General features: G+C 54.8%; 20 protein-coding genes. 7 read left to right on the top strand and 13 right to left on the bottom strand.

Features of this window, described 5'->3' with window-relative positions; all coding sequences use genetic code 11:
* A partial coding sequence (locus tag V4U88_RS24440; protein WP_334075811.1) for a transposase occupies window positions 1–471 on the top strand: 471 nt, incomplete at its 5' end.
* Between the two features lie 547 nt (window positions 472–1018).
* On the opposite strand, the gene V4U88_RS24445 is transcribed toward V4U88_RS24440, so the two are convergent.
* Genes V4U88_RS24445 through V4U88_RS24455 form a run of 3 tightly spaced genes read right to left on the bottom strand, consistent with a single transcriptional unit; the run spans window position 1019 to window position 4272 of the window.
* Window positions 1019–1483: a hypothetical protein gene (locus V4U88_RS24445; protein ID WP_334075812.1), complete on the bottom strand. Its 465-nt coding sequence runs from the start codon at window positions 1481–1483 to the stop codon at window positions 1019–1021.
* 57 nt (window positions 1484–1540) lie between these two features.
* The gene (locus V4U88_RS24450) at window positions 1541–2869 is read right to left on the bottom strand and encodes a DUF1963 domain-containing protein (protein WP_334075813.1); all 1329 of its coding nucleotides are present in this window, start codon (window positions 2867–2869) and stop codon (window positions 1541–1543) included.
* Between the two features lie 20 nt (window positions 2870–2889).
* Window positions 2890–4272 carry an SMI1/KNR4 family protein gene (locus V4U88_RS24455; protein ID WP_334075814.1) on the bottom strand — a complete coding sequence of 461 codons (1383 nt, stop codon included), beginning with the start codon at window positions 4270–4272 and terminating at the stop codon, window positions 2890–2892.
* Window positions 4273–4317: 45 nt separating this feature from the next.
* On the opposite strand from V4U88_RS24455, the gene V4U88_RS24460 reads away from it, so the two are divergent.
* Window positions 4318–5640, top strand: coding sequence for an XRE family transcriptional regulator (locus V4U88_RS24460; protein WP_334075815.1), 1323 nt, complete (start codon window positions 4318–4320; stop codon window positions 5638–5640).
* Between the two features lie 112 nt (window positions 5641–5752).
* Here the strand turns inward: V4U88_RS24460 and V4U88_RS24465 are convergent, their stop codons facing one another.
* The 10 genes from V4U88_RS24465 to V4U88_RS24510 form a co-directional block, all read right to left on the bottom strand.
* Window positions 5753–8041: a hypothetical protein gene (locus V4U88_RS24465; protein WP_334075816.1), complete on the bottom strand. Its 2289-nt coding sequence runs from the start codon at window positions 8039–8041 to the stop codon at window positions 5753–5755.
* A 47-nt stretch (window positions 8042–8088) separates the two neighbouring features.
* On the bottom strand, window positions 8089–8889 hold the full coding sequence (locus tag V4U88_RS24470; RefSeq protein WP_334075817.1) for a hypothetical protein: 801 nt from the start codon (window positions 8887–8889) through the stop codon (window positions 8089–8091).
* A gap of 17 nt (window positions 8890–8906) precedes the next feature.
* On the bottom strand, window positions 8907–9974 hold the full coding sequence (locus tag V4U88_RS24475) for an ankyrin repeat domain-containing protein (protein ID WP_334075818.1): 1068 nt from the start codon (window positions 9972–9974) through the stop codon (window positions 8907–8909).
* 35 nt (window positions 9975–10009) lie between these two features.
* A complete protein-coding gene (locus tag V4U88_RS24480; protein WP_334075819.1) occupies window positions 10010–10855 on the bottom strand; it encodes a metallophosphoesterase family protein in 846 nt (281 codons plus the stop codon).
* 29 nt (window positions 10856–10884) lie between these two features.
* Window positions 10885–11946, bottom strand: a complete 1062-nt coding sequence (locus V4U88_RS24485) for a suppressor of fused domain protein (RefSeq protein WP_334075820.1) — start codon at window positions 11944–11946, stop codon at window positions 10885–10887.
* Between the two features lie 497 nt (window positions 11947–12443).
* A complete protein-coding gene (locus V4U88_RS24490) occupies window positions 12444–13247 on the bottom strand; it encodes a hypothetical protein (RefSeq protein ID WP_334075821.1) in 804 nt (267 codons plus the stop codon).
* A 161-nt stretch (window positions 13248–13408) separates the two neighbouring features.
* Window positions 13409–14044 carry an RNA ligase family protein gene (locus V4U88_RS24495; protein ID WP_334075822.1) on the bottom strand — a complete coding sequence of 212 codons (636 nt, stop codon included), beginning with the start codon at window positions 14042–14044 and terminating at the stop codon, window positions 13409–13411.
* Window positions 14045–14057: 13 nt separating this feature from the next.
* A complete protein-coding gene (locus V4U88_RS24500; protein ID WP_334075823.1) occupies window positions 14058–15017 on the bottom strand; it encodes an AAA family ATPase in 960 nt (319 codons plus the stop codon).
* A 213-nt stretch (window positions 15018–15230) separates the two neighbouring features.
* The gene (locus V4U88_RS24505) at window positions 15231–16550 is read right to left on the bottom strand and encodes a PQQ-binding-like beta-propeller repeat protein (RefSeq protein ID WP_334075824.1); all 1320 of its coding nucleotides are present in this window, start codon (window positions 16548–16550) and stop codon (window positions 15231–15233) included.
* Window positions 16551–16594: 44 nt separating this feature from the next.
* Window positions 16595–17245 carry a hypothetical protein gene (locus tag V4U88_RS24510; protein ID WP_334075825.1) on the bottom strand — a complete coding sequence of 217 codons (651 nt, stop codon included), beginning with the start codon at window positions 17243–17245 and terminating at the stop codon, window positions 16595–16597.
* A gap of 169 nt (window positions 17246–17414) precedes the next feature.
* Here V4U88_RS24510 and V4U88_RS24515 point away from each other — a divergent pair, with 169 nt between their 5' ends.
* The 5 genes from V4U88_RS24515 (at window position 17415) to V4U88_RS24535 (ending at window position 22460) form a co-directional block, all read left to right on the top strand.
* Entirely contained in the window at window positions 17415–18020 is a 606-nt protein-coding gene (locus tag V4U88_RS24515; protein ID WP_334075872.1) for a DUF2625 family protein, read from the top strand.
* A 540-nt stretch (window positions 18021–18560) separates the two neighbouring features.
* Window positions 18561–19148, top strand: coding sequence for a TetR/AcrR family transcriptional regulator (locus tag V4U88_RS24520; protein ID WP_334075826.1), 588 nt, complete (start codon window positions 18561–18563; stop codon window positions 19146–19148).
* A 62-nt stretch (window positions 19149–19210) separates the two neighbouring features.
* The gene (locus V4U88_RS24525) at window positions 19211–20164 is read left to right on the top strand and encodes an ABC transporter ATP-binding protein (RefSeq protein WP_334075827.1); all 954 of its coding nucleotides are present in this window, start codon (window positions 19211–19213) and stop codon (window positions 20162–20164) included.
* 16 nt (window positions 20165–20180) lie between these two features.
* Window positions 20181–21332, top strand: coding sequence for an ABC transporter permease (locus V4U88_RS24530; protein WP_334075828.1), 1152 nt, complete (start codon window positions 20181–20183; stop codon window positions 21330–21332).
* 15 nt (window positions 21333–21347) lie between these two features.
* A complete protein-coding gene (locus V4U88_RS24535) occupies window positions 21348–22460 on the top strand; it encodes an ABC transporter permease (RefSeq protein ID WP_334075829.1) in 1113 nt (370 codons plus the stop codon).
* Window positions 22461–22477 lie beyond the last annotated feature (17 nt).

Raw genomic sequence — 22477 nt, forward strand, 5'->3', positions numbered from 1 at the left:
AGTAAAATCGACAATTGGACCTATAACAGCGAACAAGATACATGGACATGCACGGCTGGGCAAACGCTCCATTTCCGGAGAGGGAGTAAGGAGAAAACAGAAAGTGGGTATGAAATCGAATACCGACATTACCGAAGCTCCGGCTGCGAGGGTTGTCCGTTAAAGCCGCAGTGTACACAAGCCCAGGGTGATCGTGAGATCAAAGTTAGTATGAAGTATTTGCGGTTAAAGAGCCAGGCAAGGCAAAAACTCCGCAGTGAAGAAGGTTATGCCTTGGCCGTAAGGCGCATGATCGAGCCGGAACCTGTGTTTGGCGATATGAAGAACAACCGAGGCTTTAAAAGGTTTCTGCTTCGAGGCTTACAAAAAGTAAGTCTGGAGGTCGGCTGGCTTTCCCTTGCCCACAATTTGCTTAAGAAAGCCGCCGTAGACTCCAAAAAAGAAGGAGCTAAGCGAAAACAGCCCGCTTAGCTCCTTCTTTTTTTACAAATATCATCCTATTTTGTTGGAGAGGGTGTTCCAAAGTTTACTTTTGGGACAGCCTCCTCTTTTGACAAGGCCGTTTTTTGTCCCGGCAGAAAAACAAGCTGATTATCCCCGGGCAATCGTGGAATTGACTCCGCCGTACCTCTTTAAATCGAACGCTTTTGCCGTCCAGCAACTACCCATGTACTACTGCCCCTTCAGACATCGTAGTAGGAGAAAAATCGTATTTAACCCGCGGGGATCAAGGGGCCTAGCGCATTTTCTGATCCTTCCAACTCCAAAAAGATGCAAATCTGCAGGTATTTCAGTCCGGTCCCTGAGGGGATTCGAAAAAAGATGCAAATCTGCAGGCATTTCTGGCGATTTTAGAGAAACGAGCCGATTTCGTCGAAAATCCCTGCAGAATTGCAGGAATTTTGAAATCATTGTTCCAAACAGAAAAAAAACATGCACATATGCAGGAATTCTATGTTATCAAGGTCCTCTGATGTGGCGCGCTGGATTGGAGCAGCTGTTAATGCTGGCCTTGCACTCATAGCAAGTATCTTTTTATTCTCTGCTCAAACAATGTAATATAATGGAATTTACGAGGATACTTGTCTTCACGCAGCACATCGAGCAGCACCGACTGTCCCTCCGAGTAGCATACCGCGTACTCGCACTCGTCATATAACAGCCGTGACAACCTTTGAACGTTCTCTATATTTTCCTTGGTCCGCCATCCAAAACGAATCATATCCAACTGGTCCAGCGGATCACGGTAAGTGTCCAAAACGATACAAATACCGGGCTGTTCTTTCCTGCCGAATACCAGCACATCCCCAGTGTTCACCGGATTATCAAAATAACGCTCATAAATGGCTTCCACGGGAACGCGGATGCTGAGCGCATCCATCACCGCCCGAAAATTCGGATGAGGGATATACTCGTCGCGCTGCTCGTCCGGATACAATACCAAATCGGAAATCGAGGCCATGACCGAAAAATCAATATACATAGACTAGCCTCCTTCTTTATACCTTTCCTATTAGCTGCTACCGTCCCCTTACGCTGCTCAGCTTTGCTGATACACGCCCGCGGTCAGCCTGTCCTCGGGACACACGAACATGTAAAAAACACCTTCCCCCATGTCGAAATCATCCCAGTCCACTTGGCCGACAAACCGCATTCGCTGGTCGCAGCAGGGACACTGCGGGTATTCCGCATCCTGGACCCAGCCCGGATGCCCCCCGATTTGCGAGCCTTGTTGGGACATGCCCCACTCCGCGGCGTAAAACGGGGATCGCGGCGTCTCAGACAGAGTAGGCTCGCCTGCGTTTCCCGCCGCATCGAAGGGTTCACTGTCCTCCGGATCGAAGACCGGCAGGTAGTCCGGCTCCCGGTTAAAGCGGCTCCAGACGGGGACGCCCCGGGAATCAAGCTCCATGTAGATGATGCCGAAACAGCCGCAGCGCTCGCAGGTTTCAACCCGCAGACGTTCCGTCGACAGACCGAGATAGGCCACGGACGGATGAGAAGCATCCACATCGATCAGTGCGTTCAATTTCCCTTTGCACCACGGACAGACGGAGGAACTGCTTTCCAGGACCAGGAAGCTTGCCACCGGCGGCCCGTCAGCATCAGCCTGCCCCCGCTTCGGCTCGGGCTCATCCGAAAGGGCAATCGCATAATTCGGCGGATGAATCAAATCACGGCGCTTCCCGTCCGAAGTGAGCTCCCAGCCCGCTTCGAGCGCATAAACTTCAGGCGCGACATACAGCCGCTCAGCCCACTGCGGCGGGTGGACCCGCCATTCCCGGAATCGGCCGACCACCTCGGAATCGCCGATCCAGCTTAAGATCAGCAGGATATGATTGCGGTTCTCGTCGTCTTGCTCCACCTGCTCAAGCAGGCGGTCCCTGATCTCCGCGGGCGCATCCTTATACAAAATAGAAGGATAATAGATACCGCGTTCCATGAGCTCGGGCAGCACCCCGGCGATATTTTCGTTCCGGTAACATACCAGCGCCAACAGGATATTTTCCGCGATATCCTTATCCCCGTCCCCGCTCCCGCTCAACAGCTCCACCGCATAATCCAGCATCCGTCCGGCCTGATCGGCCGTTAGGGAAACATAGACCCGTTCCTTCTTCAGCGGATAACGCACATATTGGATCAGCGGGTCATGCCGCCTTGGAGCATGCATAATCTTGAGGATTTCCACCGGATCCGTCAGACCCTCATACAAGTTCACCGTTTTGCGGTTCTGCTCGAGGTAAGCTTGATATTTCTGCTGTTCCTGCCACTGATGGCAGGGCATGCAGTAGCCGCCTGTTTTGGCGGCCGTGGTCGGCAAAATGGTTGCTTTGCATCCTTCCGTTTTGCAAGGGATACGTTCGGTCATGATGATTCCACCTCCATAATTTAGCGCTCTCTCCCTCTCCGATCAGGGTCCAATATCGTTCTGAGCATTCCTCGTACTTGCGTCAAAGCAGCGGGCACTTTCCGTTCCATCTCCTCCATGGCAGCAAACCCAAACTCCTCCAGACGGCGGCGTACATTCGAACGGATATAATCTTGGTCCGTCTTATGCTGCCAGAGCAGCCGTTCATACGATTCGAGCAATACGGGGTCGGGCACGTCCGACAACGCCTGCACGGCGATGTGCTGCACACGGACCTCCGGATCTTCGAGCGCTGTCATGAAATCGGACAGGTACTCGGCCTTTCTTGCGGATTTCCCCGCCTGATAAACGGCCTGTATGCGAAACTCCTTGTCCGGATGACGGAAAAAAGGCAGCATCCAGGCCACCATGTCCACGCCGGCATCGTTCAAAATGTACGTCATAAAGCGAAATGCCTCCGCATTCGTTTCCCGCGGCAGCAAACGGACAATCTCCTCTGTGAATCGCTGCTCTCCCGGGGGCATGTACCACTTGATATACTGCAGAGCAAGCAGGCGGCCTTCGGCTTCCGTCCCGTTCAGCTTGTGCCGGATCAGCGGTTCCGCCCGGTCGAACCTGGTTTTGGCCAGCACCTGCAGCGCCCGGCGGGCTGCTTCCCCCGAGCTTTCCCGGCATAGCCCCTCCAGAAAAAAGACCGTTTCATCGGCGATTTCCGGCAGCTTGAGCATCCCTTCCAACGCCTCCAGCTTGACCGCTTCTTCCGTCGCCGCAGCATACAGGTTCAGCAGCGCGCGATCGTCTCCGCCCCGGCCCATACCGAACCAAGAGTCGTCGTAACCGGCGATCGTCTCATCGAGCCAACGCTCGTACCAATCCAGAAAATGCTCTTCATATGTAAAAAAGGACCGGTGGCTGTCCATATCCAGATAAACCACTTTCCCCCGGTATTCGCCCGTTATGACCAGCATCGTTTCATAGCTGCACCCCTGTTCGCCGATATTCAGCAATCCCTGAACCCGCTTCGCGACCCAGTCGTCATATTCCTCGTCGGTCATGGTGTCGGGATCGGGATCGTTCGGCTCCCCGTCCATGACAGCCTGGCTCATTTGGGGCCGCAGGGCCGCAGGTTCCCCCATGCGGTCCATCTCTATGGACTGCTTGGTCCCCAGCGGGTGAATCCCGTAGTAAGGGCCTGCCCCGCCGTTCCCGATCTCCGTCAGAAAAGCGGCATATTCCTCGGGCAGCACGATGCCGTGCGTTTGCTCGAAACGCTGCAGCTCAACGGGACTCAGCCGTTCATTAATCCTATACCGATGCGACTTGGCGCCGAACACTCGATAATCCGGGTCCGCTTGAGCAGCCAGCAAGAGTTTGCTGCGAATCCGATCCAACTGATTTTTCACAAGAGGTCCCTCCTTTTAACAAAAAAAACTATGGTATACTTTGGGATGACATTTAACGGAAAGGATGCACGAAGCCTGATGTTAAAGGAACGGATCGACTATTTGTGCAAAAAAAGAGAGATCGCCCGCAAGGAGTTGGTGAACGGCCTGGTTACGCAGGCCCATTTCGCCAACATTCTGGCTGAGCGCTACCCGCTGCCCGAGGATTTGGCGGTGCAAATCGCGGGCCGGCTCGGCGTCACCCCCGCTTACCTGCTGGAAGCCTCGTCCGTATCGGAGGAAACGCTATCGCGGGCGGAAGCGGCCTTCGACCTGTTGTCACAGTCGGCGGCCACCCTCGATGAACAGCAGGTTGGCGAGCTCCCCGACAAGGACGACACCCTGACCGTCGAGCTGACGACCGCATTGATGAAAGCCGTCTACTACCAGCAGTGGAATAACACGATAGCCTACGATTATTTACACCGGAACTACCTGGATTTTTTCCTCGAAAAATATGGCCGACTCGAAGGCAACAGCATGCCCCAACTGCCGGTGCCTGCGAAAAAAGCCCTCTACTATTACCGTATCCAGCTGTTCCGGTCCCAAGGGCGTTATGACGAGGCGTTGAACCAGTCCCGATATCTGGCGGACATGCTTGATCCCGGAACGGAAATATGGATTACGGCGCAAAATTTTATGCTGGAATCCTACATCTATTTAAAGCAATTCGACCAGGCGAAGCGGACCTTTGAGCATACGATGAAACACGTTTATGAGCAACGCTGGTTTCATCGTCTGTCCGAACTCTATATCGCCTACAGCGGCTATAATTTCTCGGTCGGACTGGTTCAGGAGGCGCTCCTTGCCCTGACGATGGCCGAGGCCAACCTGGTTTACGCCGCCAACCAAGGCGAGTTGTTTCCGGCGCTGATCAACAATCGGATCATTATGCTGATCCTGCTGGGCGAATACGACAAGGCCGAACAGGAGATCGCCCGTTACGAAGAGATAACTCTCCGGGAACCCGAGGAGGTTCGGGTTCAGTTCCGGCCGCTCATCCATGTATACCGCTGCGAACTTGCCGTAAGCCGGAAGCAGTGGGCCTTGCTGGAGAGCGAAATCGCCATGCTTGCGCGGACCGCCCATAACGACGACCAGCAAATGTCGCTGCTGTTTTACCGAAGCCGGCTGTCGCTGGCCCAAGGCCGGTACGAGCCATTCATGGAGCAGGCTTTGGCCTGCCTGCCCTATTACGAATCGGTCCGGCAGGCCAATCGGCTGGAGCCGCTGTACGAGACGCTGGCCGTCGTCTCCGAGGAGCTCCGCAAGTATAAGGACGCGGCGGCTTACTATAAGAAGCTCGTTCAGCTGTTGAGGAGCAAGTAGAGCAAGTAGGGAAGCCGACCGCCGAAAGTGCGCTCCCTTCCCTGCTTGGGGACGGCGGCGGCGCCCCGCAAACCAAAGCCAAGCTGCCGGATGTCATACGCCGGCCTCCAAATTATGTCGAGGAATAGTTGACGATGATCGCTTCCCGCGAAGCCTCGTCATAAGCGATCCAGAGTTCGTCGCCGACCTCCACCCCGTACATCGGTTCGATCGTTTGGGTCATCCGGTAGGTCATGCCGCCTCTTTCCAGCGTGATCGTGGCCAGCGGCCGTTCCCCCAGCGTGCCGTCGTACTGGACCGAGGTCACCTTCGCCGCTCCCTGCTTGCCGCCGCGATGCAGCCGGACTTCCTTCAAGTAGTCGTCTTTTCGCATCGCGACAGGAACCGTTATGCCGGCTTTCACCGGAAGTTCCCGCGGCACATAAAGGCTGTTTATCTTGCGAAGAGGCACCGAACCTTCCGTGAGCAGAACTTCGAACAGCATGAGCTTCCGTCCCCCGATCGTAATCGGATACTCCTCCACGCGGAGCACTTCGCCCTCCAGGGTAAACTGCTCCGACTTTTCAAAACTGCCTCCGTTTCCGTAACTGTAAAGCCGCACCGTCCCCTGGATCAGCGCCAGGGAAGCCCGTTCGCCGACGCGGTATTCGAACCCCGGCGGCTGCACCACCGGCACGACGTAATCGCGCCCGTCAGCCGTAAAGTGGAGCTGCAGCGCCTGTCCCCGGTTCACCCTGCCGTAAGGTTCGATCCGCCGCAGAACCGCGTTGCGGATAATTTCCGGCTCCGTTCCCGGCTGCTGCCCCATGTCCTTGAGATCTTCTTCCGTGATAAACACGGCCTTGTTCTTTTTCCGGTTATAGCTGATCATGACAGGATCTCCGACCTTAATATCGTTCAGGTACGAGATGACCTGCTTGATTTCGATCTCCTTAACCTGCCCCTCGTCCTCGAACCGGACGGTAAACCCGACCTGCGGCCGCTCGTTCACATAAAGGCCCGTTTCCCGCATATCGACGATCTTGCCCGGCAGCGCTACACCTTCGGCGATTTTTTTGGATCTCGTTCCACTCAATAGGCGAGGAAGCAGAGCTCCGCTGAAGATGGTGGCCAACGGAATAAACAGCCAAACCGCCCAGTTGATCACGAGTGGGCCGCCTTGCCTTACGTAATTCCAAAAGCTTGAAAACGATACGCGCGTTTCGTTTTCGGCGACCACCCAGCTTCTGACCAGATCGCCCCCGAACACCTTGGCCTCCCGGCTTTTGACATTGACAAATCCCGCCGCCGCATGCTCGCCGTTTACATAGTAAAGCGTATCGCTGTCCGGTTCTTTGTGGAACTCGATATCCTCCCCTTTCAAATCCTCATAAGAGAGCTTTCCGAGCAAATCGGTGGCATCGCTGTATTTCCCGGTTTTCTCATTGAACACATAGCCCAGCACAGTCCCGTTCAGCTCATCTTCCGCCGTCGATCCGGCAATCAGCACCTCCTGATCGTTCAGCAGAAAAACCTTGGCCTGATAAACCGGTTTGGGCGTCGGTACGGCGGCTCCCCATTCACTCTTGGCCGCATTATAAAACACGGCCTTCCCGGGATAATCGCCATTCTCCCGGACCAGCTTCGCGTTGTTGAAGCCGAAGTGCTTGGCGAAACTCGCCCCGGCCCGGTCCTCCGCGTCGAAGGTGTTCTCCTCCTTGTTCTGCAGGAGTACGAGCGGCAGCCCGTTATTGTCCAAAATTCCGCTGACAAACGCGGTTCGGTCGTCTTTCAGGCTCACCGAAAAGATCGGGACCGCCTGATCGTTCTCAAAGCTGCGGTGAACTTCGTTCACACTGACAGGTCTCGCCGGAAGTAGGTCGGGGTTATTGAAATTCGCCATTTGCAGCTTCCCGTCCTTCACCTGGGCCAGATAGAGCGCCTGCCCTATCGTTTCCCCCGACACAATCAGCCGGCCGCGCCACGAATAAGTCCCCGAGCCCATTCCCCCGGGGATGTGCACCGTTGATCTTGCCAGTTCTTCAACCTCCCCGGACGGGCGGATAAAGTTGATCCGCAGCCCGTTGCTGCTGTTATACGTCGGTATGATCACACCGCCTTGCTGATATACCGCCGGTCCCAGTTCCCCGCTAAAGTCGGAGTCCAGGACGAACTCCTTCAGCACATTTCCGGTGGCGGTATCAAACAGCCGCGCCGTAAACTGCTCTTCGCCGAGGTCCTTTTCAAAAACCCCCACCGCTTTTTTACCCTCATCCAGCACATAAACCCCTTTCGGAGTCGGCAGGTAATCATCGACATTCCCGATATAGCGGTTGTAGCTGTTCCATACGGACACACTTAACAGAATTCCGGGTATAAAGAACACCAGATTCAGCAGCGATATTCCCCGCATTTTTTTCACTTTACGACCTCTCCCTTCCTAAAACACACGGCCGTTCTCAGCCATCCTTACAGATACGCCCCGAAATAGAACTCCGCCTTTTCTCTGGAATAACCGTCTTCCCCTCTCCAAGTGGCCATCGAGTTAAAGTCGGTGCCGCGGCCCCGTTCCTTCCGGTAGTCGTCTCCGGACTGCAGCAGCCCGGCGTATCCCCAGATTTCCATCACAGAATCCCGTTCGTCGCCATTGGACGGAAAAACATCCTTCCAGCGTTTCTCCAATTGCCGGGCCGCTTCTTTATCGCCGCAGGCTTCCACCGATTCAAACATGCGCTTAAGAATCGTCACGTCCTCCGCGCTGACCGCCAATTCCTCTTCCTGTCCGGCAAGCAACTCTAAATCCATTAGGCAATAGATCAGCCAGTTTAAACGGACGCCTCCCCATTTCACGCGTTCAAAATTTAGGACGTTCCAGTCCTGATTGATATATTGTTCGTTCGCCATCAGCCTTCTGTCGTTGCAAGCGCTGCAAGCGGAGTAACTCGGCTGTTCGGCCGGCTGTTCCGTGTAGGTATGTAAAGGCAAGTCGTACGTTAACGCATAGCTGGAAAGGGCACTTCGTAAGTAAACCTTGCGCGTGGAAAGACTGTGCAGGAAGGCGCGTACCACTTTATCCTTTGTAATCGACTTCTCGTGCAGCTCCCGGAGCCGGCGAATGCACTCGTCATGCGAGATCGTCACCGGGTCGAACATAACGCCTTTGCTCTTCGCATACTCGAAATCTTCATCCGTACAGAGCGGACCGCCCGCTCTCCAGCGGCCGGAGCTCCAGTAGGTGTTCAGCAATATTTTTTTGGCCTTGGCATCCATCGCCTTACGCCTCCCGTTCACTCAAAGATTTGCCCCACATAAACTCCGGGGTTCGCCATAAATTCCGCATATTTCGCCAGCGGCGCGTATTCCTGATGCTCCACGTCATAGTAACCGATCATTTTGGAGCCGGGATGCCAGACGAGAAGGATATCGCTGTAATTGTCCATCTCGGCGGACAGACGCAGCAGCTTTTTACGGCCGAGCTTCATTTCGATCGTGTCGGTCAGGCTGAAGAAATCGATATAATTCACATCGTATTCGTTATCCGGCAAAGTAAGGCGAAGCTCATCCCCGCTCAAAAAGGCCACCAGCTCCGCCGGAAGATGATAGCTTTTGAGCGCATGCAGCTTGTTGCTCCGCTCATGAAACTCCGGCGGTTCCAGCGCTTTGAGATACTCCGCCATTTCGCGGTTTTTCGCCGCTACCGCGATCGTATACGGCCGCTCCCCGTCCTTTTCGGCCAGAGTAACATCCGCCCCGCGCTCGACCAGATAGCGGACCATGGCCATGTCTCCGTTTCTGGCCGCAACGGTCAACGGGGTCGCCCGGTAAGGGTACACCATGTCCGGTTCGTTGTAATTGATATCGACCCCGTGGTCCAGCAAATATTCGACGATGTTCAACTTATGGTCGGAAACGGCAGTGCGCAGCGTTTTGCCCCCGTGCTCCCGTAGGTCGAGCCCCAGCTCGCGGATCAGCGGAATATGGCCGGACTTTCCGTAGTAGGCTTCCTGATAAGCCCCCGAGCCGACATGGTTCACCAAGTCGATTCGGGCCCCCTGCTCCCGGACGAAGCGGACAGTCTCCTCCCGGCCGTACCGGACCGCCAGCAGAAAGGCCGGATTTCCCGGTTCGTTCAACTCCGCACCGTGCCGCACCAGCAACTTCACAATCTCGAGCCGATCCATAATCAGGGCCAGATCCAGGGAGGATAACTTGATATGGGTCCCCAACTTCATCTTCTCTTCTATATTCCATCCATCCGCCAGCATCGTCTCTACCGCCGCCACATCCCCTTTGTAGATGAATAACGCCATTTCCGGCAAAGTTTCGAACTTCCCTTTATCCTTGATCTTGTACATAACTGTCCCCTCTCCGCCATAAATCCGGCCAAACTTTATTCCGCCGCCGTAAAGACCAATACCCGCCCGTCGGCATTGATGACCTGCGTACCGTTGCCGAGCTCCGCCAAGGGCCGCTCCCAATGGACATGTCCGCAGCAGACCAGCAGAGACGGCGCGGCTTCAAGCTCCCGCCGGATTCCCGGATGACCGGGCAGCCCCAGTGCCGGCACGTCCGGCCCCTGATGCAACAGCAGCACATCCGGACCGCGGCGAAGCAGATTTCTCAGCGCGTTCAAGTAGTCCGCTTCGGGCCTCCGGTTCGGCTTGCCCGCCCTTCCGGTCACGCCGCCCAAACCGCCAACGACAAGCCCACGGTGCGGAGCCGTCTTCGGCTCGGCATAGAAATCCACGCCCGGGGCAGCCTCGAGCTTGGCGCTCCCCTCCGCCGTAAACAAATCGTGATTGCCCGCTACGCCAAGCACGGTGCCAAACTGCCGATGGAACGCCTCCCAGACCGGAAGCGGGTCGCCGCTGGAGCCTCTTTGGCCCGGATCGCCGTACAGGTCACCGCACAGGAGCGCGACGACCCGTTCGGGGCTGAACCGGGGGAGACAGTTCTCCAGCAGCAAGGCCAGCAGTTCCGGCAACTCCTCGCCAATCAGTCGGGAGGAACGTCCCTCTAGCGGCCCGTGCCCTGCCATTCCTTGGAGATCCGAAGCCACGATCAGCGCATCCACCTCGTCCGGAAGTCCGAGCATCTCCCCCAGGTAAACCGGCAAATATTCGTTGGACACCCCTTGGCTTCCGGGTGCGGCGGCGGTATAGGGCAGCTGCTCTATCGGTTCCTCCGCCAGACAGACCACCTTCAACTGCGCTCTCCCTCCGCTGCGCGTTTTCATGACGTTACTCCCGCCCCTTCTTCTCCCGCTTATCCGATCGTGGATACCACATTGCCATCCTGATCTTTGATATGGGTTTTCTCAATTTGAATGACCAATCCTTTATAAGCTGAAATCCGCAACGTCTCTTCCCTTGGCTGCAGGGTACGCGACAGTTCGTCCGCGGCCGCCGCATCCAGCGTCAACCGCACTTCATCTTCGCCCGCCTCGTAGCCGGTTTCTTCTCCCGGCTTCAGGACCACCCGCAAATCATGACTGGCCAGGGTCAAGTCCTTGCCTTTCAGAAGCCGGCCGCGCAATAGTTTGCCTACCGTCGGAGCCTGCTTGGCTCCCAAAATGAGCACGGCCGGCGTCTTGCTGAGCAGACGATTCTTGCCGGGCGCCCAGGCCAATTGATCCACGAACAAAAAGCCGGTGCTTGAACCGTCCCGCTCGATCCCTTGCTGAACCGCTTCGTTTACAGCGGGAATTTGCAGCAGGGAATCGCGCGACAAGTCGGTGATATATCCCGGGAGCGCCGCCCGGCTGGCCTCCAACACGCTCAACGTGCTCCACGTCTTCATGGCCTCCAGCTCATCCTCCGTAATCCCGACCATCTGCAGAAATTCAACCCGTCCATTCGGGGTATGTACGGCAGGCAGTTCGGAATCTTCCATAAAGGCCAGGGCGGTCAGCAGTGTATCGGCCCCCAGGCAGATCGGGCCATTGGCGTCCAAATAATCGCCGGCCGCGAAAATATTCCCACTGTTAAACACATACCGTCCCATATTTTGCAACAGATTCAGCGCCCACATTGGAGGCTCTTCCTCGTCTTCCTTGCGCGCCACCCGAAAAGTAAGCTCAAATCCATAGCCGCTGTAATCGGGGTCTTCCGATTCTTTCTCGTAAAGCTCGGAAAATCCGAACGTCACGATATGCCAGTGCGGGGACGGCTTATCCGCCTTGTAAGCGCTGAGGCCGTCCAGCGGATCCTTTCCCCCAAGCATATAGGGAATCGCCGTGCCGTAATGCTTGGGCTCCTGCGCCCCGTACAGCCTGGTCATTTGTTCTTCAATCGCATCCCATCCGGTTGTCACTACTTCTTCGCTCATAATTTTTCATTCCTCCAAATGATGATTTTGTTTTGCTAAATTTTGTTAAGTTCAGGTTCAGCCCGAGGTGTCAAGAGTCTCTAATGTGCATGAAACGATCCTAGTTCCCCATACTCGATTAGTACGCAGTCTCGCGCCCACATACATCCAAATCGTATTGGGCCCACGGCGGTCAAGGTGCCGAGCGCACTTTCAACTCAAAAACATGCAAATCTGCAGGAATTCTAATCAAGGTTGTCAGATGGGACACTAGTACCCGTCAGACAATATTGACTAACGGGAAAACCTCCCGTTAATTTACCGCTCTTGGCCCTTGAATCGGATTTAACTGGAAAAGCTCCATCTATTTCGCGGCTCAATAGCCGATCTGCACAAATTCAGGCGGATTAGCGGGAGGATTTCCAGCTAAATCGCCTCTGCAGCTGTATAGGCACCCAATTAACGGGAGAAATTCCCTTTAATTTGAAGCAAACCGTTTGGTTGCCAGCCCCTCCTGTTCACGGCAGTTTGCGTCTCGGCTTCTTCGGTACGACGGGCTTCCAGGCCACCGATATTCCGACTTCCCCGCATGCCTGGTTGACCGCGTCGAGTTGCTCCACGTCCAACTCCCAAAGCCAAAAATCGTTCCCGAGCTCCGTCAGCTTTCCGTGCTCACGGCGGCTAACGATCCATTCCCCCAGCTTGACCCCGCCGATATCGATCTGCAGATGCCGGCGGTTTACCAGGTTGCCAGGGTACACCATCCGGAGCATCTCCCCGAAATACCGCCCCTTTCCTCCGTATAAACCGGGCGTTTCCTTGTTGAACGCAAAGCGGTTCTCATACGGATACACGGCCGCCCCTCCATTTCCCGCCGCGTATAAATAAGCGTCGGTCATCTTTTCGGCGCTGTAAATGATCCCGTAAGAAAAGCGGGGGAATCGCTTCGCCAAATTTTCGAGCCATGTTTTCAGCGGAGCGTAAACTTCTTCAAGGGGAAATTCGCAAAACGCCGTCAGATGGGGAAAGCCGCCGAACTCCCCGGTTTGCCGGCTAAAGGCCGCATGCCAGGGGACCGATCCTTGTCGCTCATGGTAAAGCCAGTACGCCTCGCAATCGCCGCGCAGCACCATCTCTTTCAGCCGGTCCGGAGAAACCTCGAACAAATCATGATCCCCTTCATGGTCCCCGTTGCTTAAAAGCCTATAATAAGTGGCGGAGTTTACGCTGACGCCGATCGTCTCGAAAAAAGACACGCCGATGTCCATAGCCTCCCGCGCGGTAATCCCCTCCGTATCGTAAATCGCAATCCCTGTGTTCACGGCAACCACCTCCGTGTTTGTTTTTATGAATAAGTAAGTATAAATTCATCATTTCTTATGTATGTTGGTTGTTTAAATGGAGCCTTACATGATAATCCCTCCTCATCTAAATTCAATAAAAGGTAACTAGTCTCGCTCGCCGGAAACCGGACCCGCCCGGTTTAAGACGAAGCCAATCCATTCGCTTCAACGGGTTTACTGAGCCAATGCTCGTCGGTTTGCACATGATTCTTCCGGACAAACTTGGCGACCGAGCGCTTGAATTCCTCGTAAGGAAATTCGGAGGCCAGCCGGACCACGTACCCCTCCTGTTCCCCGCCGCATTGGGACTGCTTCGTGTAGCATGCCTTGGCGGCTTCCTCGCTCCAGATCCCGCGATACAGCACCGGAACCGTCGGAATTCCCAGCTTTTCCGCCCAGACTACCGTCTCATCCCAAGACAGGCAAATGTTGCGGTTATCCCATACCGAGAAGAGCATATAGTATCCGGGCAGATTCGTATAGGACAGCGAGTGCTTCGCAAACACGTTTTCCCCACACAGCCGGTATCCTTCCGGGATCAAATATTTGATACCGCCGTGGAGTGTCTTCACATAATGACGTGAAGGGTGGTCTTTGCTGTCCAGCGATCTGGCGTGGATAAAATCGCGATACATTGTCGTGTTTTCTCCGTCCATTTTTTCAGTAATAACGACCTCCCGCCCCGCAAAATGCTCCGTATTCCGCAAAATCTTGTCATCGTCGGTATAGCTTCTGGACCACGGCAGGTGCATCGTTTTCGGATATTTCACTTTCATCTCATCACCTCCTCTATTTGCCGAACGTGTCCGCTTCGGCGAAGAAATACAGCTCCGCCAGCATCCGGTCGCCGAGCAAATGGTAGATCTTTGACGCTCCGGCGTCTCCGCCATGCAGAATTTCCATATGGAAGCTTACTATGTTCACCACATGCAAAACCAGGTCGTCCGCGTATCCGAGTTCTTTCAAAACATGGCAGGCTATCGCCGCGGATACATGCTCGTGTCCAAAATACGAGTAATATCCCCGGTTCGGCTTCCAGACCTTGCAGAACGGCTTGCCCGCGTCATGAAACAAGGCGGCCAGCTGCATTTCCAGCAGGTATTCCCCTTCGTAAAAAGCATCGACATATTCCATCACGGCCTGAGTATGCTCGGACAACGTTTTGGAATGATAGGGATTCTCCTGGTCATAACCCAGCATTACGTTAAAATAGGGAGAACTGCGCAAATAGGCAAACAGCTCGTCATGCCCCGGTTTTCGCGCAAGCAGTTGTTCCAGCCCCGTCCGGTCCAGCCCGGTTTCCATCGGCGTTCGAACGAGATGCAGCTTGTCGAAACCTTCGGCAAGTACGGGGAACTCAAAGTTTTTAACATACTTCTCCAGCACCTGGTCCTCGATTTTGCGTTTTCGCTGCCGCACCCGGTCCCGGGCCAGTTCGTAAGGCGCGGTAAAAATATGGCATTCCACCGGAACCTCCTTGAACCGCTTTACAAATTGCATCCGCCGATCCCTCGCCACATTCGTGGCGTCAAAGACGACGTTTCTTCCGGACGCCAGCGCCTGTTCGATCTCGGCAAAGGCTTCGTCAAAGATGCGGTAGGTGTTTTTTTGCCGGGATTCGCTCCCGAAAAGCCTTTCCCGGATCGCATCCGTCGCCACCAGCACGGCTCTTTCCCGTTTGCAGCATTCTTTCGCGTAGTGGCTTTTGCCGCTGCCCGGAATGCCGGCCAGCATATGAATCGTACTCATCTTCATCACCTCCTTTCCAAGGCTTCATGTCTCAAGTATACCAACCCGTTTATCCGTGCAGAAGGTATTTGCGATTAAACAAAAAAATCGGCGCTCTAATGGATTAAACACATTAAATCGCCGATTCAACAAGGGTATGCAGCTTGCTTTCCGCAAAATTTACGTGCTGTTTCTAAAATAGAAAGCCATCATTTACTATTTTATTGTGCCGGATTACCAGCGCAGCGGCTCCTGATCCCGCCACAGCATCCAGCGGTCCGTTTCCAAAATGTCGGCCGTGCCGATGCTGTATTCGCTCTTCCTCCCGCTGTCCAGGTTCAGCAGATGAAGCATGCCCCCATACGTGCCAACGGCCAGCATCTTGTCGTCGGCGGTTGCCGTCATTCCAAAGATCGTACTGCCTACGAAATGCCGCCAAATCTCCCGGCCTTCGCCATCGATCAGTTTAAGGTATCCGTAGGCATCCCCGAGGATAAAGCCTTGCTTCAAAGACACGCCCGCATAGACCCGCATCTCCTCATTAGTCAAAGGCCACTCCGTCTCCCCGTCGCCTAGCCTCTCCAGTCCATACTCCGCAAACGGCACCTTCATCGTCGCCCCGTTATAAAAGTGGCAAGCATTGTACCACACCTCACGGCTATCCTTTGAAAACCGGGCAAAGTGCGGGTAGCTGGACGCCGGTTCGAAGGCGAAAACCTTCCCGCTCTGCAAATCCTTTAACATATGCGAGCTTCCCTGCGTGCCGTAAGCCAGCCACCGGTTATCGGGCGAGACGTCCCCGTGAACCATATCCGCAATGGTATCTTCCGCTTTGTATTTAATGAGGTCCGCGAGTTCGGGATAGAGCAGTTCGGCTGCCCCCTCGCTGTCCAGCAGGTAAACGCCGTACCCGCAAACGAGCAGCAGCTTCCGCCCCGCGTCAAAAGGAATCACCTCATCCATCACGTTCTCGGGATGCTCTTCATCGGCCAGCGACTCCAGGCCCGGGATCGCCGCCTTCAGCTTGCGCTGCACCTCTTTCCAAGGGTAGACGGCTACCTGCTCCCCTTCCGTTTCGGCAGTCATGCCGTGAACAACGCGAATGCCTTCCTTATCGACCAGAGCGACATAAGAAGCGCCGTCCCTGGAGCCTCCGGCGAAACACGCGCCGGACACTTCACGAAGCCCTTCCTCCCGGGCGACATAAAGCGTGCCCCGTTCCCGCTGGCTGCCGACATGCACCAGCAAGCCGCCGTCCCGCAAAAAAGCCAGCGGTTTTACCGGCTGAAGCCGCTCCTGAAATTCGGAGGTAATCGGCCAGGATGCCGGCGGAATTTCCTCCCGCAGCCGCTTCGTCTCCCCGGCCCGATTGGCGCCGCGAATCATGTCGAGGATCTCCCCCGCGATGCTGCGCCGCTGATCCTCCTCCGGCGGCTTCAACTCCTCCGGCCAGCCGGTTTCCATGCCGACCCGGACATATTCGTTGATGTCGGAAGCGTAGCGTTTCCCTTCCGTCCGCCACCGTTCCGCGATTTCTTGATTCAACCAACTCATCGTAACAAATCTCCTTATGTATCGTGATTCGACGTTTCTATCTACTACTTAAACGATAAGAACTCGCAGAGGTGTTCCGCGCGCTCCATTCCCAGCAATGCCCGCAGTGACGGTTCTACTTGCTCCAAATAAGCCGGTTTGGTTTCATAGGTTTCTTCATCCATGACTTCTCCGCCAAAAGCGCGTGCCTCCTCGATCAGAATCGCCAGCGCCGAGAACAAATCTCCCAGCGAGGATGCGACGCATTCCGGTCGCCCCCCGGCCACCCCCGCATATACCGGCGAACCCGGTACAGATGTATCGACAATCAGCGGGTCGTCGTTGAAATTGGCGATGACCACGTGCTGACGCGGCCAGGTTTCGGATTCGCGGTAGGGCTCGCCCTGACCGATCCAGCGATAGCCCAACTGCTGGCGATGCAGATGCTCCGGCGCGGCAAAAAACAACACGGCGGCATCCCCGATCTCAACGGCCGCATTCTTCAGCTTCCGCGTCCCCTCCGCATTCGAGTCAATCATTTCGTAGTGGCTGTACAAATATTCAAGCTCCGGAGAAACCGGAATCCGCTCGTCGATTTCATAGCGAACCGGCTCGGGGCGGAGACGGATCTCATGCTCTTCGAACAACCCAAACGCCTCATTGTAAAGATCCTGCTGCTCCAAGAAACGCTGCAAAGCAGCCTTCAACTTCTCCACAATTTACCTCCCCCCTTTCCCCCAGTTTCATTCCATACGCCTATCTCTTCATGATACACTGGAAAAGCTAGGAAGCGGTAGGTACAAAGTATTCAGAAAGGCAGGGAAGGCCATGTCATTATTATCGGCGGAGGAATTGGTGGACCGGGAAAACCACGCATGAGAGGAAATCCTTGAGCTGCTGCGCCAGGGCACCAATACATATACGATCGTTCCCGCCGCGCGGCAAGCGGCGAATGACACGTTGTATCGTTTGCAAGTGAGTACAAAGTCCTATTTAGGCACGATAGCTTACGAGACGGGAGGCATTCGGTGGAACGAGGGCTGGATTACGCTGCTTGGAGCGGGCGGTCCGGGTATTTCCGGCAGTCTGAGCTCCTGGAATGGGCTTGGACCGGGAGAATCGGTAGTCACGACTGAGGACGGCTTGCTGGTGGTCGCTTATGATGCGGCCGGAGGCTTTTTTGCGCTGGATACGGGTAAATTCGGACGAAGCGGGCTGATCTATTATTTCGCGCCGGATACGCTGGAGTGGGAATCGACCGACCTGCAATATTCCGGTTTTCTGGCTTGGCTCGCGGAGGGCGACTTGGATTTGTTCTATCAGACCTTCCGCTGGGAGGGCTGGCAAGCTGATATGGAACGCCTCGGGGAAGGGCAGGTTTTCGCTTATTACCCTCCCCTCTGGACCGCGGAAGGCGGCGGAGAGACGAGCCGGAAATCGCCCGTTTCCGTTGCGGAAGCCTGGGGCGTTGCCGTTGGAGGAGCAAAATAACCGTCGCGGACCCAGGGCGCTCTTCGCCATGGAGTGGAACGATTCCCTATAAATTACTCCAACTAACTAACCGCCCCCCCTGCATACTCCTAAAGGAGGAACGTACGACTGACTGCGCTTTCGAAAGTCCACCCACTAACGGGAATTTCTCCCGTTAATTTGGCTCATAACGTCCTCAGGGGGCAATTTAGCTGGAATTTCTCCAGCTATTTCCGCCCACAAGGAGCGAATCTGCCACTTCCCCAGAGATTAGCTGGAGGTTTTCCCGTTAATTGTGAGCTTCCGGCTATGTGGGTTAAATTAGCGGGAGGTTTTCCAGCTAAATGTCCGGTTCTCCTTGTTGCGATGGGGCTTGACCGGATCGACCGGCGAAATCTTGATGTTTTCCCCCGAATCCCAAGTGGCAAGCCAAATAAGCGTCGGTTCTAGTAACTTTAGGGGTAATCCCGAACGGACAAACGTGACTATACGGTTGACAAATTTTTCTGCAGGTTTTATTTTATTAAGTAATCACTAAGTGAAATGAAGGAGCGAATATACATGACCCTAAACTTGAAGCAGCAAAAAGCCGCCGAAACGAAGAACCGTTTGATCGATTCCGCCCTCCGCGTTTTCTCGGCCAAGGGTTTCGGAGCGAGTACAACGAAAGATATCGCTAAAGAAGCCGGCGTTACGGACGGATTGATCTATCATTATTTTTCATCCAAAGAAGAACTGCTATGGGCGGTCATTGAAAAGCATACCCTGAACAACGATTTGGAAAAGGCCATCAAGGACTTCTCTGCGGAGAACTCGCTGGAAGAGCTTCTTCTTGCTTATTTCACGAAATTACTGGATATGCTGCATGCCAAATCCGAGCTGATCGTCATGTTTTTTGGTGAGGCTCAGCGCAATCCGGCCATTCACCAGCGTTTGGTTCAACTGGTTGAAGCGGGCATGGAGCCGCTCGTCCGTCTTTTGACCGAAAAGGGGGTCCCCCATTCCTCGGAATTGCACCTAGCCGTCCGGAATGTGCACACATCCTTCGTGATGTACTTTCTGCTCTTCGGGCGGAATGCCAAAGATAAACAAGAGCATGTCCTGTATATCACCGCGACGGTTAAACAATTTTTAAAAGCCATCCTCTGAAATTCTGTTTTTTTGGTCATTTCACTTAGTGATCACTTAATAAACAAAAAGAGGTGTATGAGATGAATGTCATCGAAATGAACCGGGTGGAGGTTTCCTATCCCCGCAAGAAACAGGAGCGTTTCTATGCTTTGCGCGAGCTTTCCATCGATGTAAAGAAGGGGGAGATTTTCTGTCTGCTGGGCCCGAACGGTTCCGGCAAAACGACCTGCATCAATCTTATTAACGGGTTAGGCGGACCGACCGGCGGCGATGTTCGCGTGTTCGGTCTGAATCCGCAAAAGGATGCCCGGCAGGTCCGAAGCCGGCTGGCCGTCGTCCCTCAAGAAACCGCGCTATACAACGATCTTACCGCCAGGGAGAATCTGCTTTTTCACGCGCAGTATTACGGTCTGCCCAAAGCCGATTGGCAGCCGAGCATCGCGAAAATGCTGGATCTGGTCGGTTTAAGCGACCGTCAAAAAGACAGAGTCGGCACCTTTTCCGGCGGCATGCAAAGAAGGCTCGCGCTGGCCCGAGCGCTGCTGACTTCTCCCGACCTGATCCTGCTTGACGAGCCTACCTTGGGCGTCGACGTCCAGTCCAGAAACTCAATCTGGAACCAAATCAAAGCCCTTGCCTCCGAAGAAGGCAGAACCATTTTCTTGACAACAAATTACATGGAGGAAGCGGACGAACTGGCGGATCGCATTGTCATCATTGACAAAGGCGTCATCTCGGCGGCCGGTTCACCGGAGCAGTTGAAAACGGGCATGATGAACCTCGAATTGGAGCTGTGCTTTGCGACGCCGGAGCAGGCGGCACAAATGGCGAAAGCCGCATCCGAACGGCGGCTGCCGGCCGTTTTCTCGGTTGCGGATAACAATGCGGTCGCCCGGGTGCCGAATAAAGCCGTTGCTCTTGAGCTTTTGCAGGCATTTCCCGCCGTGCAGAACGGAATCGTGACTTTCCGGTTGAAGGAGCCCACGCTGAATGATGTTTTTCTGCATTACACGGGGCGCAATTTGAGGAACTAATAAGGAGGAAACTGCGATGCTGCAAGGAATTCGCGCCATGCGCGCCATGGTCCGCAAAGACATGACCATCACCTGGAGGAACCCCTCTCTGCTGTTGCTCGGCATTATCGTCCCCGTCGTATTCGTTTTGCTGTACTCGCTCATTACGCAAGTATCCGCCACCAACCCGGTCGTCATAGCGCGGGAATCCCAAGGGCCTTACAGCCAGAAGCTGATCTCCATTTTGACGGAAATGAGTTCCGTAGACGGCCCTTATTTTACGGTTAATACGACCGATCCGCGCGAGGCCAAAGACCGGTATGTGCGGGGCGAGGCTGCGGCCATGATCGTCATCCCCGCCGACTTCGACGCCGAACTGAGCGCTGGAGCCCAAGGCCGCTCAAGGCCGCAAGTGGAATTGCATGTTCATAACCTGAACTCCGATGCCACCAAGAACTTTCAGCTTCGCCTGGACCATGCCGCCTATCTTTTTCAACAGGAGAACGCTCCGCTCAACCTGATCCACGTTGACGAAGCGTACAGCCGTTTTCCCCGCGATGTATCCATGAAGCTTTATGTTTCTCTTGGCCTTCTCATGTTTACGGCGATCTACGCCTCCATGGTTAACACCGGTCTTTTGATATCAAGAGAATGGGAGGAGCGTACGAGCAAAGAAGTCATTCTCACTTCCGTCGGCTTCCTTCCCTTGATTATCGGCAAATGGACCACCGCCTTTGTCCAGACGATGGCGAGCGTGCTGCTGGTCCTGGGCATCATGGGGGCAACGCTGGACTTCCCGCTCCACCGGATGGACCCGGTTCTCTGGTTCTGGATCTTTATTCTGTTTCTGTTCGGGGGTTCGCTGGGAGCCGCGCTCGGCGTCTGGCTGCGGAAATCGATGCCGCTGATTACCTTCTCCGCCGTCACCGGCATCTTTCTTTACCTGGTCTGCGGCAATGAATCCTCCTTGCGCGGATTCGCCTATGGCGGGCCGGTTGAAGTGCTGTGGCGTCTGGCGGACATGATCCCGGTTTCCCAGGCCGTTGAGCATATGAGGCGAACTTTTCTCGAGTCCGGATCGGGGTACGCATTTGAGGGATTACTGCCCCTCCTGATCCTTTCCGCCTTTTTCGCATGGCTTTCCAGCTACCGAATGAAAAAAAGCCTGTCCTATTCTCAGGGCCAATGAGGAGGTAACCCGTTTATGAAGAAAAAGTTGTACGCCATATGGGGAACGTATTTGCGTAATTTAAAGCTGCTCGGCAGGCAAAAGCAACTGTTGGCCGCCCCCCTCTTTCTGCCCGTGATCGTCATGTTTTTAACCGCGGTCATTATGGGAGCCGGGGGAGATCAATGGCCGATCGGGCTCATTAACGAGTCCCGAGATCCTTCGTCGCAAACGCTGCAAGCCAGCATCGAACAGAGCCGTTCCAACATCACGCCTTACTACCGTATCGTTGAAACCGACCTGGACAGTGCCAGAGCGCTTGTGCGGGAAGGCAGGCTGCAAATGCTGATTCGAATCCCCGAAGATTACGCAGTAACCCGGGAAGTCAGCATTGAAACCTATAACGTAAACACCGATATGATGAAGAATGTCAGGCTCCGGCTGGAGCACAGTCTGCTGGATGAACTGAAGGCCCGCAACGAGCTGCTGTTCACCCCGCAGTTGAAAACCGAAAAGGCCGAGGATGTTTGGCGCGTTTCGTTTATCGCCGGAAGCTGCGTGCTCCTGTCTCTGTTTTTGGGAGCCGCTCTGACCGCCGCCAACTTGTTTGCCTTCGAGCATGAGAACCGGACCCGCAAGGAGATTTTTTTGACTCCGCTGCCGCTATGGACCGCGGGAATCGGCAACATCCTCGCCTCCTTGACCGTGACATGGCTCTGCTCCATTCCGCCTTTGCTGCTGGCGGTATCCGTTTTCCGGATGAAGATTCACCTCGTGAATTTGCTGCAGGTTTATCTATTTATGATTCCGGTGATGATCGCGTGCAGCGTATTCGGCATGCTGATCGCATTATGGTTGAAAAATTACCGGGTGCTCCAGCCGGTCATTCTGGTGACTTCGATCGCGACCTTTTTCGGAGCCGGCGGCTTCATAGGCGTAAGTGTCTTACCTCCCGGGTCACAGATGTTTTCCAAATACTGGATTCTCTCGCGCGTGTTTGAGTGGTTTAATCCGCTGCTCCACCGTTTCTCATCCGGGTTAGCCCTATCTCAAATCATCGCGATCACAGCCGTTATGGCGGTTTCGCTGCTATGTGTTCCGGCCATTTACAAAGGTGCGGCGGGAGCCCGAATGTCTAACGGGCAATAACCAGGCGACCTCAAGCC

It is taken from the genome of Paenibacillus sp. A14, assembly GCF_036864815.1.
Lineage (GTDB): Bacteria > Bacillota > Bacilli > Paenibacillales > Paenibacillaceae > Fontibacillus > Fontibacillus sanfengchensis.